Origin of the sequence: Avibacterium paragallinarum (genome assembly GCF_900450705.1) — a bacterium.
GTDB lineage: Bacteria > Pseudomonadota > Gammaproteobacteria > Enterobacterales > Pasteurellaceae > Avibacterium > Avibacterium paragallinarum.
On sequence record NZ_UGHK01000002.1, the window covers coordinates 984,091 to 999,311 of the forward strand.

Annotated in this window: 17 protein-coding genes and 2 pseudogenes; 13 read left to right on the plus strand and 6 right to left on the minus strand. The window is 40.1% G+C overall.

Annotated elements, in window-relative coordinates; translation table 11 throughout:
• The first annotated feature begins 8 nt into the window (after positions 1-8).
• From DXZ23_RS09565 to DXZ23_RS09575, 3 genes are read left to right on the plus strand one after another with little or no spacing between them, the layout of a single operon-like run.
• A complete protein-coding gene (locus tag DXZ23_RS09565) occupies positions 9-119 on the plus strand; it encodes a Com family DNA-binding transcriptional regulator (protein WP_082188684.1) in 111 nt (36 codons plus the stop codon).
• Between the two features lie 58 nt (positions 120-177).
• Positions 178-936, plus strand: coding sequence for a class I SAM-dependent methyltransferase (locus DXZ23_RS09570; RefSeq protein WP_021723659.1), 759 nt, complete (start codon positions 178-180; stop codon positions 934-936).
• Positions 923-1,759, plus strand: a complete 837-nt coding sequence (locus DXZ23_RS09575) for a hypothetical protein (protein WP_035695683.1) — start codon at positions 923-925, stop codon at positions 1,757-1,759. The genes DXZ23_RS09570 and DXZ23_RS09575 overlap by 14 nt, the downstream gene beginning before the upstream one ends.
• A 20-nt stretch (positions 1,760-1,779) precedes the next feature.
• Here the strand turns inward: DXZ23_RS09575 and DXZ23_RS09580 are convergent, their stop codons facing one another.
• Positions 1,780-1,968: a DUF6900 domain-containing protein gene (locus DXZ23_RS09580; protein ID WP_021724025.1), complete on the minus strand. Its 189-nt coding sequence runs from the start codon at positions 1,966-1,968 to the stop codon at positions 1,780-1,782.
• Positions 1,969-1,971: 3 nt separating this feature from the next.
• Positions 1,972-2,250: a hypothetical protein gene (locus DXZ23_RS09585; RefSeq protein ID WP_017806894.1), complete on the minus strand. Its 279-nt coding sequence runs from the start codon at positions 2,248-2,250 to the stop codon at positions 1,972-1,974.
• A gap of 207 nt (positions 2,251-2,457) precedes the next feature.
• Between DXZ23_RS09585 and DXZ23_RS15925 the strand changes: the two genes are divergently transcribed.
• From DXZ23_RS15925 to DXZ23_RS15700, 4 genes are all read left to right on the plus strand, one after another.
• Entirely contained in the window at positions 2,458-2,610 is a 153-nt protein-coding gene (locus DXZ23_RS15925; protein WP_244432136.1) for a hypothetical protein, read from the plus strand.
• Complete coding sequence (locus DXZ23_RS09590; RefSeq protein ID WP_244432133.1) at positions 2,540-2,839, plus strand: AbgT family transporter; 300 nt, start codon at positions 2,540-2,542, stop codon at positions 2,837-2,839. The genes DXZ23_RS15925 and DXZ23_RS09590 overlap by 71 nt, the downstream gene beginning before the upstream one ends.
• Positions 2,840-2,857: 18 nt before the next feature.
• Positions 2,858-3,793 (plus strand): peptidase T, encoded by a 936-nt coding sequence (locus tag DXZ23_RS09595; protein WP_021724390.1) that lies wholly within the window; start codon positions 2,858-2,860, stop codon positions 3,791-3,793.
• An 86-nt stretch (positions 3,794-3,879) separates the two neighbouring features.
• Positions 3,880-4,083 carry a hypothetical protein gene (locus tag DXZ23_RS15700; protein WP_017805830.1) on the plus strand — a complete coding sequence of 68 codons (204 nt, stop codon included), beginning with the start codon at positions 3,880-3,882 and terminating at the stop codon, positions 4,081-4,083.
• A 310-nt stretch (positions 4,084-4,393) separates the two neighbouring features.
• Here the strand turns inward: DXZ23_RS15700 and ettA are convergent, their stop codons facing one another.
• A complete protein-coding gene (gene ettA / locus DXZ23_RS09600; protein ID WP_017805831.1) occupies positions 4,394-6,064 on the minus strand; it encodes an energy-dependent translational throttle protein EttA in 1,671 nt (556 codons plus the stop codon).
• Positions 6,065-6,403: 339 nt separating this feature from the next.
• Here ettA and zevA point away from each other — a divergent pair, with 339 nt between their 5' ends.
• The 3 genes and pseudogenes from zevA to DXZ23_RS09615 all read left to right on the plus strand — a co-directional run bounded on the left by zevA (position 6,404) and on the right by DXZ23_RS09615 (position 8,811).
• Complete coding sequence (zevA, locus tag DXZ23_RS09605; protein WP_017805832.1) at positions 6,404-7,048, plus strand: zinc transporter binding subunit ZevA; 645 nt, start codon at positions 6,404-6,406, stop codon at positions 7,046-7,048.
• A complete protein-coding gene (gene zevB / locus DXZ23_RS09610; RefSeq protein ID WP_017805833.1) occupies positions 7,039-8,055 on the plus strand; it encodes a zinc transporter permease subunit ZevB in 1,017 nt (338 codons plus the stop codon). Before zevA ends, zevB begins: the two co-directional genes overlap by 10 nt.
• Before the next feature lie 105 nt (positions 8,056-8,160).
• Positions 8,161-8,811, plus strand: a pseudogene (locus tag DXZ23_RS09615) (IS1595-like element ISHpa1 family transposase).
• Between the two features lie 24 nt (positions 8,812-8,835).
• Here DXZ23_RS09615 and DXZ23_RS09620 read toward each other — a convergent pair.
• From DXZ23_RS09620 to DXZ23_RS09630, 3 genes and pseudogenes are all read right to left on the minus strand, one after another.
• A pseudogene (locus DXZ23_RS09620) lies at positions 8,836-10,104 on the minus strand (TonB-dependent receptor plug domain-containing protein); the annotation flags it as partial.
• Positions 10,105-10,239: 135 nt separating this feature from the next.
• Complete coding sequence (locus DXZ23_RS09625; RefSeq protein WP_017805838.1) at positions 10,240-11,283, minus strand: Gfo/Idh/MocA family oxidoreductase; 1,044 nt, start codon at positions 11,281-11,283, stop codon at positions 10,240-10,242.
• Between the two features lie 9 nt (positions 11,284-11,292).
• Positions 11,293-12,687 carry an MATE family efflux transporter gene (locus tag DXZ23_RS09630; RefSeq protein WP_017805839.1) on the minus strand — a complete coding sequence of 465 codons (1,395 nt, stop codon included), beginning with the start codon at positions 12,685-12,687 and terminating at the stop codon, positions 11,293-11,295.
• Between the two features lie 82 nt (positions 12,688-12,769).
• Between DXZ23_RS09630 and DXZ23_RS09635 the strand changes: the two genes are divergently transcribed.
• The 3 genes from DXZ23_RS09635 (at position 12,770) to DXZ23_RS09645 (ending at position 15,201) form a co-directional block, all read left to right on the plus strand.
• Positions 12,770-13,387 carry a riboflavin synthase gene (locus DXZ23_RS09635; RefSeq protein WP_017805840.1) on the plus strand — a complete coding sequence of 206 codons (618 nt, stop codon included), beginning with the start codon at positions 12,770-12,772 and terminating at the stop codon, positions 13,385-13,387.
• Positions 13,388-13,452: 65 nt separating this feature from the next.
• A complete protein-coding gene (locus tag DXZ23_RS09640) occupies positions 13,453-13,869 on the plus strand; it encodes an AEC family transporter (RefSeq protein ID WP_017805841.1) in 417 nt (138 codons plus the stop codon).
• Positions 13,862-15,201, plus strand: a protein-coding gene (locus DXZ23_RS09645; RefSeq protein ID WP_114995501.1) for an IS3 family transposase whose coding sequence is annotated in 2 segments (ribosomal slippage) — positions 13,862-14,312 and positions 14,312-15,201 — 1,341 coding nt in all. Because the reading frame shifts where the segments join, the coding sequence is not laid out codon by codon here. The genes DXZ23_RS09640 and DXZ23_RS09645 overlap by 8 nt, the downstream gene beginning before the upstream one ends.
• Positions 15,202-15,221: the final 20 nt, after the last annotated feature.

Sequence of the window (15,221 nt, forward strand, 5' to 3'; positions counted from 1 at the left end):
TGCAAGAAATGCGGTGCAAGTGCTGTAAAAAGCTCCTTGCACGCACAAAAGATAATCAATATTTAGAAATTAAATGTGTGCGGTGTAAAACCTTAAACACATTTAAACCTACTCGTTAAACAACTCAGAGTGTCCGAATGCCTTGAGCGTCAGAACGCCATAATTTAAGGATAAATTATGGCAAACAAGAAAATCATTGTTTGGGCGTTATTTGATAGCGGCAACGGCTGCTATACCCAAGCAGCAAAAGCATTTCGCAATATTAAAATCTATCCTATCGGCATTGATATTGAGCGTAAAAATCGGCATTTTCTACCGCTGAATTTAGCGGATTTTGGGCGGTTGTTTGGTGATAAAACCCTGTTTAATAAGCTAGATAGCCTCCCTAAACCCGATGTCATTTTAGCCAGTCCGCCTTGTGAGAGTTTTTCCGTTGCCAACTCTATTAAGGGCGGGAATGTCTGTTGGCAATGGCAGGGAAATACACGCTTTGCTATTCGTCGTCGCAAAGATTTTGACGCGGCAGCGGTTAAAAAGCGACGTTATCGTTATGAGACCTCTTTTTTAAATCGAATTAATGGTGAGCTTTGCATTTATAACACCATTGAGATTATTAAACGGTATCAGCCGAAAATTTATGTGATTGAAAACCCTTATGCGAGCCGCCTTTGGCACTATCTTGATGAGATTTTAGCCTTTCCTCTTCCTTATGCGAACCCTACCTATTATGGGAATTATGGCTGGCCCTGCAAAAAGGCGACTAAGTTTAAAAGCAATATTCCGCTAAATTTGCGTTATCAGCATTATATTTCGGGCAAAACGATGTTTGACTGTTTACACAGTTATAACGCCCGTTCAGCCATTCCGTTGCCGCTTATCCACGATATTTATCGTCGTATTATTGAGGTATTAGGGGGTAACGATGCGTCATTTTAATCAAGCACCGTTGCCGTTTGTCGGGCAAAAACGGCTGTTTTTAAATGCCTTTAAACAGGTTTTAAATGAGCATATTTCTGATGATGGGGAGGGGTGGACGATTGTCGATGCTTTTGGAGGAAGTGGTTTATTAAGCCATGTGGCAAAGCGTATCAAGTCCAAAGCACGGGTGATTTATAATGATTTTGATGGCTATGCCGACAGGTTAAAACACATAAGCGATACAAATCGTTTACGAGCTGAACTGCTTCAAATTGTTGGCGATATTGTACCCAAAAACAAGCGATTAGATAACAATAAAAAGCAAGAAATCATCAATAAAATCAATGATTTTAAGGGATTTAAAGACCTCAACACCATTGCAAGTTGGTTGCTTTTCAGTGGGCAACAAGTCAGCTCATTTGAGGAGCTATTTAGCAAGACATTTTGGAATGGAATAAAGCTGGCTGATTATCCTAGTGCAGAGGATTACCTTGATGGGCTTGAGATAGTCAGCGAGCCATTTCAACAGCTTCTGCCTAAGTTTGCCGACAACCCTAAAGCCCTGTTTGTGTTAGACTCGCCTTATCTTTGCACCAAGCAAAACAGCTATAAAATGGCAAATTATTTTGATTTGATTGATTTCTTGCAGCTTATTGACCGAACACGACCGCCTTATGTGTTTTTTAGCTCCACTAAGTCAGAGTTTGTGCGGTTTATTGCGTATATGGTGCAGGCGAAAAAGGATAACTGGCAAGCCTTTGATGGAGCTGAGCGGATAGTCCTTCAAACATCGTTAAACTATCAGGTTAGCTATGAGGATAATTTGGTGCTTAAATTCTAAAAATTAAGGGGCTAACGCCCCTATTTTTCAATGCCCGCCTTATAGCCTGCCTCATAAGCCGCACGCATAAGGCGTTTGATATTCCACACGCCCATATCATAAAAATCTAAATGGTCGCTCATTCGGGTTTCTAATGTTTCAATATCCCCCACCTCTTTTGCAATGGTTTCTAATATTTTTGCGATGGTTTTTTCAGTTGGTTTTTTCATTGTTTATTTCCCTCTTAAAATGTTTGCGATTTTGTCAGCGATTTGCTGGGCGACAATGTCAAAGTTAGTCTCGATTGAAACGCGTTGGCGACAATGTTCAGAGTGTTCAACCAGCGTGCCTTGTGGCATATAAAGTAAATAAATTGTTGGCTCATTTTGATAACTATCTTGACGGACTTGAAAGCGACGTTTCCCTTGCACAAATTCCCCATTTTTAAAGCCGTGATGGTTTTCAAGTCTGGTGGTTAAGTGTTGAATAAATTCTCGTGTATTAAATTTCATTTTTATGTCCCTGTTGTTTTGTGTTGGGGGCATCATTGCTCGTTGGGGACGAGGAGTAAAGGGGAAATAAGCAGTAGTTAAGCCGACTGACTAACAATGTAGCTGGGGAGGTATGGAGGTCTATTTCAGCATCGTTTAAAAGCAGTTTAAATAGTGTTTAAATATCATAAAAAATCCACATAACGTGGGAAATTTTTTTCTCAAGTTATGTGGATGCTTTTCTCATTTTTCGCGGACGGCTTCATTGCTAAATATTATTATCACGTCCGCCACATCAAAATGGGCTATTTTGTCGCCAATTCTTGTACCAATGCTAATGTCAGTGAATATTTCACCCGAATTAACCCAAGCGGCATTTAGAATTAGTGATTCAGTAATGAATGTTTCAACGCCAATGTTTGCGTTTTATCCATTGCTTATTTCTTATTGTCAGCGTTATTGTAAAAATACTGGCGTGGGAACGCTTTGTTCGATGATGATTCCATATACTATCGGCTTATTTATTGTGCTAACCCTTGTGTTATATGTATTCTGGGGCTTAGGCATTCCGCTTGGTTTTGATAGCGGCTACACATATCCTAAAGCATAGTGAAAAGAGGGAGGCATTATGCAACAACAATTAATTGATCGTTTTTTTCGTTATCTTGCGATTAGCAGTCAAAGTGATGCAAGTAATCCTTCTGTGCCGAGTAGCCAAGGACAATGGGAAATGGCAAAGCTATTGGCGAAAGAATTGCAAGAATTAGGCGTGCAAGAGGTTGAAATTGACCAACACGCCAATGTAACAGGCGTTTTGAAAGGCACTAAAACGAATGCCACTGCCATCGGTTTTTGTGCTCATATGGATACCGTAGATGTTGCGTTATCTCCTCATATCACACCGCAAATTCAAACCTTTAACGGACAGGATTTACAACTTAATGCGGAGAAAAATATTTGGCTGAAAGTTGCTGAACACCCTGAAATTTTGCCTTACCAAGGGCAAGAGATCATTTTTAGTGATGGCACGAGTGTGTTAGGTGCAGATAACAAAGCGGCAATTGCCAATATTATGACCGCACTTTCAATGATTAAGCAGAATAATATTGCCACAGGGGATATTTATATCGCTTTTGTGCCTGATGAAGAAATTGGATTACGTGGTGCGAAGTTATTGGATCTTAACAAATTTAAGCCACAGTTCGCCTACACCATTGATTGTTGCGAGCTAGGCGAAGTGGTGTATGAAAACTTTAACGCCGCTTCTGCCAGCATAACTATTCAAGGCGTCAGTGCACACCCAATGTCGGCAAAAAATGTGCTGATTAATCCTATTTTAGTCGCACAAGATTTCATCGCCTTGTTTGATCGCAGCCAAACCCCAGAATGTACAGAAAACAAAGAAGGCTACTGGTGGTTTAATTATTTTGAAGCAAACCAAAGCCAAGCTGAGCTTAGCTTAGCATTGCGATTCGAGATTTTGATAAAGCCCAATTTGAGCAACGCAAAGCTTTCATCGAACAAGCAGTACAACAAATTCAACAGCGTTATCCAAGAGCGGTAATCAATTGCACAATTTCTGATATTTATGGCAATATCGCCAATAGTTTAGGTGAAGATCGCCGATCCATTGATTTACTATTTAATGCAATGGAACAGATCAATGTAGAGCCCAAAGTGATCCCTATGCGTGGCGGTACAGATGGTGCTGCTCTATCTGTGAGAGGTATCACCACCCCTAATTATTTCACTGGCGCACATAACTTTCATTCCCGTTTTGAGTTTCTGCCTATTCCAGCTTTTGTAAAGTCTTGTGAATTAACATTGAAGTTGATTGAATTGGCTGCAAAATAAAATGAAAGAGTAGAGGGATTTCTTAGCTTGGTGATAATGAATGGTCTAGTAAATATCTTTCTCTTAATTTAAGAAAAAGAGCAATATAAAGACATAAATGCTGAAATCATCATCGCTTTTGCAATATGAAGTTGTCTTAATAAAATTGAATAAAACATTTAAAGTGGTTTTATCGCTGGCAATAGGATTAAGGGGCTTCAACCTTTGAAAGAGTGAGTGAAATTTTATGAAATTGAAAGAGCGGTGAAAAATTACCGCTCTTTTGGTTTACTATCTAAAAAGTAACGAAGTGTTCAGTTTTTTTGATTGGTTACTTCGCAATACGTTTATATTTAATACGATGTGGCTGAGTAGCTTCTGCACCGAAGGTTTTCTTTTTCCATTCTTCATAGTCTGAGAAGTTGCCCTCGTAGAAAGTGACTTTGCCTTCATCGCCGTAGTCCAAAATATGGGTGGCGATACGGTCTAAGAACCAGCGGTCGTGGGAAACCACCATCGCACAACCGGGGAATTCTAAGATCGCATTTTCTAAGGCACGCAAGGTTTCCACATCAAGGTCGTTGGTTGGTTCGTCCAGTAGTAAAACGTTACCGCCCGCTTGCAATAGCTTAGCTAAATGTAAGCGTCCACGTTCCCCACCTGAAAGCTCGCCAACGCGTTTTTGTTGATCGACACCTTTGAAATTGAAACGCCCAACATAGGCACGGCTTGGGATTTCAAAGTTGCCAATACGCAAAATATCTTGTCCGTGTGAAACTTCTTCCCATACGGTTTTGTTGTCGTCCATTTCATCACGGAACTGATCCACAGAAGAAAGCACCACAGTATCACCAAGGGTGATGCTACCCTGATCTGGCTGTTCTTGCCCAGAAAGCATACGGAAAAGGGTGGATTTCCCTGCGCCGTTCGCCCCGATAATACCAACAATCGCACCTTTTGGAATGCTGAAAGATAAGTCATCAATCAAAGTGCGATCGCCATAGGATTTACTCAAATTGCTCACTTCGATCACTTTATCCCCTAAGTGTGGGCCTGGTGGGATAAATAACTCATTGGTTTCATTACGTTTTTGGTATTCGCCACTGTTTAATTCTTCAAAGCGAGCCATACGCGCTTTGCTTTTCGCTTGGCGACCTTTTGGATTTTGGCGTACCCATTCTAATTCTTTTTCAATGGATTTTTGGCGAGCCGATTCCGCCGCTGCTTCTTGGGCTAGACGTTTTTCTTTTTGCTCTAACCAAGAAGAATAGTTGCCTTCCCAAGGAATACCTTCGCCACGGTCGAGTTCTAAGATCCAGCCTGCCACGTTATCAAGGAAGTAGCGATCGTGAGTGATTGCCACCACCGTGCCTTCATAATCATGTAAGAAACGCTCTAACCAAGCTACAGATTCGGCATCTAAGTGGTTGGTTGGTTCATCGAGTAACAGCATATCGGGTTTTTCAAGCAACAAACGGCACAGTGCCACACGGCGGCGTTCGCCCCCTGAAAGATGCTCGATTTTTGCGTCCCAATCTGGTAAACGCAAGGCATCAGCGGCACGCTCCAGTTGGTTATCCAAATTATGCCCGTCGTGTGCTTGAATAATGGCTTCTAGTTTTGCTTGTTCTGCGGCAAGTTTATCAAAATCCGCATCAGGATCAGCATAAAGTGCATACACTTCATCTAATCGGGTTAAGGCATTTTTCACTTCCGCAACAGCTTCTTCTACCGCTTCACGCACAGTTTGTTGAGGATCAAGTTTCGGCTCTTGCGGAAGATAACCGATTTTAATGCCTGGCTGTGGACGTGCTTCCCCTTCAAATTCTTTATCCACGCCAGCCATAATGCGGAGTAGGGTGGATTTTCCTGCACCATTTAACCCCAGCACACCAATTTTGGCACCAGGGAAAAAGCTTAGGGAAATATCTTTTAAAATATGACGTTTCGGCGGCACAACCTTACCGACACGGTGCATCGTATAAACAAATTGTGATGACATAAATTCTTCTCTTAGCTATAAAAAGTGCGGTCTATTTTACTTGAGATTTTGCCTTTTGGCGAATTGAAAGCGAAAAAAAACCTCCCAAAAGGGAGGTAGGAAAGTAGTTTAGCTATTTATTTTGATTATTTTATTTAGGAACTTTATGAATATCAAGTTATCACATTACTTGATGCAATGTATACTACTCATAATACATAGACAAATAAATAATGACTTTACATTTTTTTGATGTATATCATAAAAAATACTTATGTTTTGATGAAACATCAGGTTTAAAAGTGAACTATTTTTCATATTTTATATCCAATATATTTTAAGAACTAGATTTTGAAAGCTATGTTAAAGAAAAGCTTAGGCTTGCTGTGGTTTATCCCGCTGCTGAGCGTTGCCCACCCGCACGCCTTTATTGATATGCAAAACAAAGTGTTAGTGCAAGAGGAGCAACTTATTGGATTTTCAATGCAATGGACACTTGATGAACCCAGCTCTGCCAGCATTATTTACGATCTCAATCAATCACGCGAGCCAGCACAGAAGCAAAAGCTCGTTGATGAAGCGATGAAAAATATTGTGAACGAGCATTATTTTAGTTATCTCTTTGATAAAGATAAGAAAAAAATTAAATATCAAGCACAACCACAAAACTATGGAATGAAATCAAACGGTTCGCAAGTGATATATTATTTTGATTTTTTACTTTCCAAACCGCAGCTATTAAAAAATAATCGTTTTGAATTAAGCACTTATGATCCCACTTATTTTGTCGCGATGAGTTACCCTGAAGCTCATAAACACCTCAATAAAAAACAAAATACGGTGGATTTTTCAGCTCTTCCGCCCCAATGTCAAGGCAAAGTGATAGAACCTAATGTTGATGAAAAAATACGTCAATATGCCGCCGCTTTAGATCGCAATCAGCGTGATGAAGACCGCTCTTTAGGACAAATTTTCAGCCAAAAAGTCGAAATTCTATGCAATTAACTCGATCTTATAAACTCATATTGCTTTTAGCGATACTGATTGCTGCCAGCTATTTTCTGTTTCCATACCTATTCGCACAAACTATCGAATGGCAAAAGCTGTTTAATCAGAGCATTTCTAGCTCTCTTCGCCAAATTGCACAACGCCCCGTACAAGCAGGGATTGGGCTGATTGCGATGAGTTTTCTTTACGGCGTTTTACACGCGTTGGGCCCCGGACACGGCAAATTTGTGATTGCCAGTTATTTATCTACACATCAATCCAAATTGAAAACCAGCGTTAAACTCACCTTATCTGCCTCGCTAATGCAAGGTATTGTTGCAGTGTTAGCCACCTCAATTATTGTGGTTGGGCTACGCCTTTCCTCCAATTACTTCAAATTGAGCCAGATCTGGCTTGAACGCTCGGCATTTCTATTAATGTTTTTGCTCGGGAGTTACTGGATTTATCAAAGTGCGGTCAGATTTTATCGCGAATTTCGACAAAATAAAAAAACGATTTCTGAGGTAAAAATTCACGCAATCAAACCAATGGCAAAATACCCCCTCAAAAGGGAGGATCTTTCCCCCTCTCAATCTTCTTGCCAGCATCATTCATCTTGTCGCTGTGGACACCAACATCTGCCCAATTCACAGCAACTCAATTACGCTACTACCTTTAAATCTCGTTTATTAGTGGTATTGGCGATTGGCGTGCGGCCTTGCTCAGGGGCAATTTTTATTCTCTTTCTTTCTTATATGCTCAATCTGTATGAATGGGGCGTGGCTGCAACAATGGCAATGGCATTGGGAACGGGAATCACTCTTTCTTTGTTTGCTTTGATCGTGCAATACGCCCGCCAAAGTGCAGTAAAATTAGGGCGTTGGTATTTTTCGATGGGGAAAATGCCCTATGCTGACATTATCGTAAAATTTATTGCGGGTTTTGTGGTGATCTTTTTCGCCGTGACTCTGTTTTATGGCACCACCTTGCCTGTACAAGGTGGTGCAGTGTTATTTGGGGGATAGAGGAGGATAATATAGGGGAAAGTTTGCCCCTTTTGCCGATATTTAAAAAATTAAGGGGCTGTCCTAGATAACAACTAAAAAATCTATTTAGGTTAGAATGAACCAATGAGAAAAAGTCGTCTAAGTCAGCACAAACAAAATAAACTCATTGAGCTATTTGTTGCAGGTGTTACTGCAAGGACAGCAGCAGAGTTAGTCAATGTAAACAAAACGACTGCCGCATATTACTTTCATCGTTTACGCTAACTCATCTATCAAAACAGCCTTCACTTAGAGATGTTTGAAGGTGAAATTGAAGCCGATGAAAGTTATTTTGGCGGTGCTCGCAAAGGCAAACGTGGTCGTGGTGCGGCAGGGAAAATTGCGGTATTCGGGCTTCTCAAGCACAATGGCAAGGTTTATACCGTTGCGGTTCCAAATACGCAATCTGCCACCTTGTTACCCATTATTCGGGAGCAGGTAAAGCCTGATAGTATTGTTTACACCGATAATTATCGTAGTTATGACGTGCTTGATGTGAGTGAATTTAGTCATTTTCGTATCAATCACAGCACACATTTTGCTGAAAATCATAACCACATTAACGGAATTGAGAATTTTTGGAGCCAAGCAAAACGCCATTTACGAAAATTTAATGGTATCCCAAAAGCGCATTTTGAGCTTTATTTAAAGGAATGTGAATGGCGTTTTAATTACAGCAACATAAAAAGTCAAATTTCTATTTTAAAACAATTGGTTAAAGGGAGTTTAGTCTAGTTATCTAGGACAGCCCCTTATTTTTTGATCGGTTGAGCCTTGTGCTAACGGTTTAAAATCTTCGGCAGGAGCAAAATTCGGGTGATAGATATTTCCACCAGAAAATTTTTTAATAATTGGGCTTTGGTCAAAATCTCTTTCTCGCACTACGGCATCTAATGCCAGATTCCAGTTATGACTTACATTACCGATAAAATGATTACCTTGTAATTTTAAATTTCCACTGGTAGTGCGTGTAATATAATCTATTGCTCGCATTTGACTGATTTTATAATCGCCATTGGGAGTTATATCTGTTGCGAGTATTTGCCCGAAGTTTCCATAATATCTGGATAGCATATGTCCAATTCCACCGGATAAAGTGATCTCATAAGGAAAATCATAAGAAGCGGTGAGCATTAAGGTTTGATCTCGCGTTGTTTGACCTGACCAAGCGGGTATTAAATTAATGCTTCCCTCTGGTGCTGTAGGTAGGGCATAAGTTAAATTTTGAATATCTTGTACTCTGGCTCGTCCACCATGAGTGGTGCGTTTGGCATAAAGGTAATCAATGGCGGCACGTAGTTGATCGCCTCGATAATCGGCGGAAATGGCAAGCTCCTTGTTGCGTTCATCATAATGATCTCTCGGGGTATTTCCATCACGAAAAAGCCCATTGATTCGGATGCCCCATTCATTATTGCTGCCAAAACGTCGTCCAATGTCGATAGATTCTTACAAACGGGAACGGCTAAACCAAGCGAAACCCAGACGATTAATGGCTTTATCAGTGGCACGTTTTGTTTCAATATTGATAGAAGCACCTGATGAGCCTTCTGGATCCATACCCACCGTTGCGGTAGAAGCCCCTTTAATTAATTGAGCTGAACTCACCGCGGCTGTTGGGGAATTATAGGTTGAATAAAGACCAGCTAGTCCATTTAAGCTAAATTGACGGGCATCGAGTTGTAAACCTCGCACATAGACCCCTTGTAAGGTATTGGTTTCACCACCAAAATTCATTATTGACGCATCTGTTTTCGCAAGGGCATCAACAATGTTGCGAGGTTGCGTATCGGCAAGGGCTTGTTCATCGTAATTAATCACGGTGATGGGAGAAGTGAAGGCGAGTTGTTCACCTAATAGGCTTAAGTTTACATTTGATTTTAATTTGTTTGTGGCTTTAAAAGATTCAAGTTCAGTGATGACATTGATTTGTTCTAAGCTATTTTCAGGCTTATTCGTTTCAGCTTTTGCTGTAAAAGAAAGGCTTAGAAAAAGTGCGGTGTAAATTACGCTATATTTTACAGGAATAGTCGGTTGCATAGTTTTCTCATTCATTGTTAAGTTGATTGCTCAAAGGCGGTCGTTCCTCACCCCTCTATTCAGTGAGAGGTGAGGAAAATTATAGAGAAACTCTATCTTTCAATCAATGAGAATTGTTATTATTTATTTGGTGATATTTATTCTTGTTTTCTCTTCTGCACTTTGATAAATAAGCTCAATCAGTTTTAAGACTTGAATTGCTTGTTGAGCGGTAACTTGCAATGGGGCTTTTTCAGTGAGTACCGTATAAATATTGTCATAATAGGCTTGGTAGTTACCGCGTTCGCTCTCTATTGGGCTACGAATAACTATTCCATTTATTTCGGTATGCAATAACCCCCAATCTTTTTCTGGTTCAGCATTCCAATGACCTTGAGGCTTAATGCCTTTTAATAATAAGGCTTCTTGATTGTCGATTGTTGGTTTGATATAGCTACCTTGCGTGCCTTGTAGAATAATATAGGGGGCGGGTTCTCTTGCACATTTTGTGGCGGAAAGCACAACTTTTTTATCGGGATAATAAAAGGTAATGTCAAAATTATCTTCTGACTTGGCATCGGGACGTTGAGCGGTCATATCCGCATAAAGTGCGGTAGGAATTCCGAATAAATCCACACAATGATCGATTAAATGCACGCCCAGATCGTAAACTAATCCCGTACCAAATTCGCCCGTTTCTTTCCACGCTTTGCTGTTAGGTTTTTGACTAAAACGTTCATAACGCATTTCATAACGAACAATGTCGCCAAGCATCTTATGCTTCAGTAATTTTTTCACTGTTAATGCACCGTTATCCCAACGGCGGTTTTGATAAACCGAAAGCATTACATTATGTTGTTTGGCGAGTAAATCAAGTTCCTCTGCTTGCTTGGCATAAATAGCAAGGGGTTTTTCTACAATCACGTGTTTTCCCGCGAGAATGGCTTTTTTTGCCATTTCGTAATGAGTAAGATTCGGCGTTGTAATAATCACTAAATCAATGTCTGGAGTGAGTAATTGGTCAAAGTGATGTACCACCTCAAGATAAGGGTAGGCTTTTTTGGCATTTTCCGTTTGACGCTCAAACACTTTACAAACCTGAAAACGAGGATTGAGATCTAAAAATGGCATATGGAACGTTTTGGCAGACATTCCAAAGCCAGCAATAGCGATATGAATTTTTTGCATTTTAATTTCCTATTGTATTTCTGTTAATTTTTCCAAAATACGTTGTTCGGGTAATGACTGGATTTTTCTTATACGCTGTATAAGCAATGCCGCAGCAACGGTTAAGCTAACCACAAATCCAACCCAAAATCCCGCCGCACCTATGCTTGGAATTAGCCAATTCGTACGAGATAAAAGGTAACCTAGTGGCATACCAATCCCCCAATAACAAAACATCGTGATGTATAAAATAGATTTCGTGTCTTTATAGCCACGCAATGCACCTGCGGTGATGACCTGAATGGTATCAGAAAATTGATAAAGGGCGGAGATTAAGAGCAAATGGCTCGCAATTAAAATAACGTGCTGATCGGAAACATAAATTCTAGGGATCTGTTGATTAAATAGCACAATAATTAATGCTGTGATACAAGCCAAACTTAACCCAACGATTAGGGCTGAATAAAAAATGGCTTTGGCTTGTTTTAACAACCCCTCGCCTAAACGTTGCCCGACCAAAATTGTGGTTGCCATTCCCAAAGACATCGGTAGCATAAAAATAAAGGAACTTGTGGTTAAAGCAATTTGATGACTTGCCACCACTTCCGTACCCAGAGGGGAGAGCAAAAGCGAGGAAAGGGCAAATAATGCCACTTCACAAAATAATGCAATGCCGATAGGAAAGCCTAAACCTAGCACTTTTTTTAATGTGGTGATATTCGGTTTCTCAATAAGCCCTTGAAAAACTTTTAGATCTCGTTGATTTCTTGCTTGATGAGAATAGGTGATCATCATCAAACACATCGCCCAATTGACGATTGCACTTGCGATCCCGCAGCCCACCGCTCCAAAAGCAGGGATACCGAATTTGCCATAAATGAAAATATAATTGAGCGGAATATTGAGGAGTAATCCTGCAAAGGTAATCACCATCGCGGGTTTGGTTTTGGCAATGCCATCATTGAGGCAACGAAAATTAATCATTAATAAGTAACCGGGTAAGCCCCAAAGCATAATATGCAAATAATCAATGGTAATCTGTGCTAATTTCGGATCCATTCCCATATGGCTAATGACATAATCGCTAAAATAAATAATTAAGCCAATAGGAAGACAGCTTAATACCACCACCCACAAGCCTTGGTGTACATAATGAGCGATACGATGACGTTGTCCTGAGCCGTTGAGATAAGAAATAATGGGCGGTAATGCAAGCAGTAAGCCGTGCCCCATTAAAACTAACGGAAACCAAATTGATCCAGCCACAGAAACGGCAGCCATATCCGCCGCACTGACACGCCCTGCCATAATGGTATCAACAATGCCCATTGAATTTTGGGCAAATTGAGCAAGTAAAATAGGAAAGGCGATAGCTAATAATTTTTGTATTTCTAATTGATGGCGTTGAATAAAACGAAATAACATAAAATATCCGAATTTGTTATATACTATTGCAAGTTTTAACCGAATGATCGGCGATGATTATTTAAGAATAAGAGAGTTAATTATGTTTACAGGAATTGTGCAGGGCATTGCCCAAATTCATTCTATTGACGAAAAATCGCATTTTAGAACACAGACCGTAAAAATGCCACAGGAATTGATGGAAAATCTAGAAATCGGTGCTTCAGTGGCAAATAACGGTGTATGTTTAACCGTAACGAAAATTGAAGGCTCGTTAGTGAGTTTTGACTTAATGACGGAAACGCTCCGTATCACCAATTTGGGGCAGTTACAAGCAGGTGATTTTGTGAATATTGAACGTGCTATGAAGATGGGGGATGAAATTGGGGGGCATATTTTATCTGGCCACGTTTACACCACAGCTAAGGTTTTTCAGCGTATTGTTTCAGAGAATAACCTGCAAATTTGGTTCGAGTTGCCTGAGCCTAGCTTGATGAAATACATTCTCACCAAAGGGTTTATTGCCATTGATGGGATCAGCCTGACCATAGGGGAAGTGAAAGGCAATGCATTTTGTGTGAACCTTATTCCTGAAACACTTCATCGTACATTAATTGGTAAGCGTGAAGTGGGGGATTTCGTCAATATTGAAATCGACCCACAAACACAGGCTATTGTCGATACGGTGGAGCGTTATTTACGCTATAGAGAAAAGCAATGATATAGAAAAAGTGAAGTGCGGTGAAAAATATAGTTATTTTTCACCGCACTTTTTAGGAGTGCAAAATGCAGAATGATTTCTGGGGATCAATATTATTTTCCATTAGTGTAACGTTACCCACTTTATTTTTGTTAATTCTTGGAATATTTTTGCGAAAACGTAACGTTATTGATGATAGGTTTAGTCAGCAGGCTACGGGAATCGTGTTCAAAATTACCTTACCTGCGTTATTATTTTTGAATGTTTTTCAGAACCCGATTAAGCATTTAAATGAGCAGTTAATGATGATCTGGGTATGTGTATTCGGCACGTTATTACTTTTCCTTCTAGCTGAAATTTTTGCAGAAAAATTTGTGGCAGATAAAAGAGAGCGTGGTACTTTTGTACAAGGCGTGTATCGTGGAAATTGCAGTATTTTGATCTGCACCCCAAAAGTTGGACTAAACAACCAACTGATTAAGGTGCAGATTTTTTATGACTAAATATACTCAACGTTTCAAACAACAAGTGCTCGACTTTTATCATCAAAATGGAAAAAACCGTTCGCTTACTCGCCAGTATTTTCAGCTTCCCCAAAGCACGTTAGCACGTTGGATTGCGAAATTTAATCATAATGGAATCAATGGATTAGCTGTATTAAGTAAAAAACGATATTATTCTGTTGAGTTTAAATTAAAGGTTATTCAAGCTATCAAAAAAGGCCAGTGCTCCGCTGAAGCCGCCTGCTTTCGCTTTGATATCCCCAGTTCAGGGATAATTAGTCAATGGTTGCAACGCTTTGAAAAACAAGGTATAGATGGGTTATTACTCAAACCTAAAGGTCGTCCAAGTATGAAACTCAACTCACCTAAAATGCCACCAACGCCCAAAACAGAAGAAGAACGCTTGCGTTACCGAATTTTGGAATTAGAAGCGGAGAATGCAATGCTAAAAAAGTTGCAGGAACTCAACCAACAAAAAATGCAGAAAAAGCCGTCATCGTAAATGCCTTACGCTTGCGTTTCCCGTTGGAATTGTTACTCAGGCTAATCGGATTGGCACGCAGTTCGTTCTTTTATCATCTCAAGCCAAAGTCGGATAAAAATGTAGCGATTTCACAGAAAATAGAGGAAATTTATCGCAAAAATGACGAAAATTATGGTTATCGTCGAATTACCTTGGAATTAAGGAAATACTTGATTATCAACCACAAAAGGGGGCAAGCGATAATGCAACGTTTGGGGTTAAAAGGAAAAAGTAAGCAGAAAAAATATCGTTCTTACCAAGGCAAAGTGGGACACATTGCCGATAATCTGTTGCAACGGGATTTTACGGCAACGATGCCGAATGAGAAGTGGGTAACGGATATCACCGAGTTCAAATGTGCGGAAGGCAAAGTGTATTTATCGCCGATTAAAGACTTGTTTAATAACGAAATTATTGCTTATGATGTGGCGAGAAGTCCGAGTTTTGAGCAGATAACCAGAATGCTGACCCAGGCGGTGAACCGATTAGCGGGGGAAAAACCGATACTGCATTCCGACCAAGGATGGCAGTATCAAATGATGGGTTATCGGGAGATATTGAAAAAACACGGTATTACGCAAAGTATGTCGAGAAAAGGCAATTGCCTTGATAATGGTGCGATGGAAAGCTTTTTCGGGCGATTGAAGACGGAATGTTACTTTGGCAAGCGGTTTGAAACCTTTGAACAGCTTGAAAAAGTGATTCACGAGTACATTCATTACTACAACAATGAGCGTATTCAAGTGAAGCTCAAAGGACTAAGCCCTGTGGAATACAGAACTCAGTCCTTGAATGAAATTAGAATATAGTCTAACTTTTTGGGGGCAGA

Excerpts from the sequence above, each read along its gene's own strand:
- DXZ23_RS09565 (WP_082188684.1), top strand. The coding sequence starts at position 9 with ATGCGGTGCAAGTGCTGTAAAAAGCTCCTTGCACGCACAAAAGATAAT.
- DXZ23_RS09570 (WP_021723659.1), top strand. The coding sequence starts at position 178 with ATGGCAAACAAGAAAATCATTGTTTGGGCGTTATTTGATAGCGGCAAC.
- DXZ23_RS09575 (WP_035695683.1), top strand. The coding sequence starts at position 923 with ATGCGTCATTTTAATCAAGCACCGTTGCCGTTTGTCGGGCAAAAACGG.
- DXZ23_RS09580 (WP_021724025.1), bottom strand. The coding sequence starts at position 1,968 with ATGAAAAAACCAACTGAAAAAACCATCGCAAAAATATTAGAAACCATT.
- DXZ23_RS09585 (WP_017806894.1), bottom strand. The coding sequence starts at position 2,250 with ATGAAATTTAATACACGAGAATTTATTCAACACTTAACCACCAGACTT.
- DXZ23_RS15925 (WP_244432136.1), top strand. The coding sequence starts at position 2,458 with ATGTGGATGCTTTTCTCATTTTTCGCGGACGGCTTCATTGCTAAATAT.
- DXZ23_RS09595 (WP_021724390.1), top strand. The coding sequence starts at position 2,858 with ATGCAACAACAATTAATTGATCGTTTTTTTCGTTATCTTGCGATTAGC.
- DXZ23_RS15700 (WP_017805830.1), top strand. The coding sequence starts at position 3,880 with ATGGAACAGATCAATGTAGAGCCCAAAGTGATCCCTATGCGTGGCGGT.
- ettA (WP_017805831.1), bottom strand. The coding sequence starts at position 6,064 with ATGTCATCACAATTTGTTTATACGATGCACCGTGTCGGTAAGGTTGTG.
- zevA (WP_017805832.1), top strand. The coding sequence starts at position 6,404 with ATGTTAAAGAAAAGCTTAGGCTTGCTGTGGTTTATCCCGCTGCTGAGC.
- zevB (WP_017805833.1), top strand. The coding sequence starts at position 7,039 with ATGCAATTAACTCGATCTTATAAACTCATATTGCTTTTAGCGATACTG.
- DXZ23_RS09625 (WP_017805838.1), bottom strand. The coding sequence starts at position 11,283 with ATGCAAAAAATTCATATCGCTATTGCTGGCTTTGGAATGTCTGCCAAA.
- DXZ23_RS09630 (WP_017805839.1), bottom strand. The coding sequence starts at position 12,687 with ATGTTATTTCGTTTTATTCAACGCCATCAATTAGAAATACAAAAATTA.
- DXZ23_RS09635 (WP_017805840.1), top strand. The coding sequence starts at position 12,770 with ATGTTTACAGGAATTGTGCAGGGCATTGCCCAAATTCATTCTATTGAC.
- DXZ23_RS09640 (WP_017805841.1), top strand. The coding sequence starts at position 13,453 with ATGCAGAATGATTTCTGGGGATCAATATTATTTTCCATTAGTGTAACG.